Origin of the sequence: Cellulomonas sp. GbtcB1 (assembly GCF_019091725.1) — a bacterium.
Lineage (GTDB): Bacteria > Actinomycetota > Actinomycetes > Actinomycetales > Cellulomonadaceae > Cellulomonas.
On the sequence record NZ_JAGXJG010000678.1, the window covers coordinates 1 to 231 of the forward strand.

A 231-nucleotide genomic window follows, 5' to 3' on the forward strand; every position below is an offset into this window, starting at 1 on the left:
GGTGCCCGCCGAGCCCGAGGAGCAGGTGACGGGCCGCGCCGGCGTGCTCGGCACCCCCGGCGCCGACGTCGAGGTCCGGCGGCTCCCCGGCGCGGGCAAGCTGGCGGCGAGGACCGACGTGCTCACCGGCGTCGGCCCGCTGGACGGGGTCGTCCCGGACGCCGAGTCGCTGCGCCGCGCGGCCGGCGCGGCCCTGGGCGAGCTCACCGGCGCCCCGTCGGTCGCCGTCGC

The 231-nt window shown here is 82.7% G+C and carries 1 pseudogene; it reads left to right on the forward strand.

The window, feature by feature from the left end:
- Nucleotides 1–231, forward strand: a pseudogene (locus KVT14_RS21780) (leucyl aminopeptidase); the annotation flags it as partial.